General features: G+C 55.1%; 2 protein-coding genes. Both read left to right on the top strand.

What is annotated here, in order from left to right; genetic code table 11:
- The coding region (locus tag ABX962_RS35670; RefSeq protein ID WP_372726401.1) for a hypothetical protein at positions 1 to 901 on the top strand (901 nt) is incomplete at its 5' end.
- 253 nt (positions 902 to 1,154) lie between these two features.
- Positions 1,155 to 1,709: GNAT family N-acetyltransferase (locus ABX962_RS35665; RefSeq protein ID WP_372726400.1), on the top strand; the 555-nt coding region annotated here is incomplete at its 3' end.

Here is a 1,709-nt window from a genome sequence, read left to right as displayed (position 1 = left end):
GGCGGCGTCGCTACGTGTCGAAGGAAACGCAAAACGCTATCGCTACGATCTGCTTCCCGATGGCAAAGGCGGTTTGTCGGCGGCAGTCAACTTGTCAGCGATCGCAGGACGACAAATCGAGATCGATGTTCAATTGGTGGGCGTGCCATCGACCAGCGGCCAAGCGGTCGTCTTTAAGGAAGTGGCGACGGTTCCGGCCAGCGAAGCGCAGCTTGCCGCCGCCGCGATTGCGAGACAAAAGATTTGTCCTGTGTCTGGCAAACCGCTGGGCAGCATGGGCGACCCGATCGCCGTCGATGTCAACGGGCAAAAAATCTATGTCTGTTGCGCTGGCTGTGTCAACGCCGTGAAATCCAATCCGGCGAAATACGCATCTGGACGACCTGAGATTTCGGTCACTAGCGCCACCGCCGCAGACGCCGCCTTGGTCGCCAAACAAGCCAAGTGTCCGGTCATGGACGAGCCGCTCGGCAGCATGGGACAGCCTGTCAAAGTGATGGTCGGGGACAAACCGATCTTCTTGTGTTGCAAAGGATGTGTCAAAAAGATCAAAGCGGAACCCGCCAAATATCTGGCCATGGTTTACGGCGACGCGTTGTCGGCTAAGGAATCGGCGAGTGCCGCCAAACATGCTGCGGGAAGCGTTCCTGCGCAAGGGGAACAGGTGCGTGAGGGCGTCTTCAAAGTGAGCCAAGCCGATGCACCGTACATCGCCGCACAGAAGCAGTGTCCCGTGATGGACGAACCGCTCGATGCAATGGGCGGCCCGTTCAAGGTCAACGCGGCTGGCAAAGCGATCTACATCTGCTGTCCCGGCTGCGCGAAAAAGATCGCCGCAGATCCAGCCAAATATCTAACGATTCTGAAGTCACAGGGAGTCGAAGCACCCGCACTGCGATAACCAAGTCAAAAGTCAGAGCGGCGGAGGTCGAGTGGGGGGGCTTCTCTCCCTCTCTCCCTCTCTCCTTGTCTCCCAGCTCCCAACTCCTTGTCTGATCACGCGGGGGTGGTGTCCGTTGGATTCGTGACCCAGGTCATGATGACACGCACGCCGCCCCTGCCTTTTTCGTTTTTCTACTGAAATGGTTTGCGTTTTCTCACCGCAGTGTCACAAAATGATCGCTGCGAAATGATCCGTTGTATCGAGCACGCTTTTGCCTCTTCTAACACGACTACGCTATCTGCCCTATCGAATCACACGGCGGATTTTGACGTTGAATATTTCTTGTTTTCTCGAAGCTCGGATTGAAGCGATTCAATCTGAGCCCTTGCCTGCAGATTACCAATTTGAATGGTTGACGGTTGCTCGTTTGACCGAGCTTCGGGAGAACCCAGAGAATTCAATTAGTGATGCCTGGAATTCGTTGCTTGAAATTCATCAAGCAGAATGTGTTGTCGTTCTCGCCGATGAAGTCGTCGTAGGGTTGGCCGGGTTGAAGACCGGGATGGTTTCAGGCGAACTGAACCATGATGGTGATTTGCGAACCAAGTTGCCCATCGAGTTACCGGCCGACATGGCTTATTTGTTCGGGGTGCATGTTGTACCACGGTATCGTGGCAAGCGACTTTATGCGGCGATGGTGTCGCTAATTGCCGAGCGGGTGTCGGAATGCGGGGGCAAACGCCTATTGTTGACAACGGAATACAGTAACTTTCGAGCCTTGAAAAGTGTGCGACGGATGGGATTTACGCAGGTCGGACGTACGGTG

This window comes from Novipirellula sp. (genome assembly GCF_041583735.1).
GTDB lineage: Bacteria > Planctomycetota > Planctomycetia > Pirellulales > Pirellulaceae > Novipirellula.
This window is presented reverse-complemented; position numbering and strand designations above follow the sequence as displayed.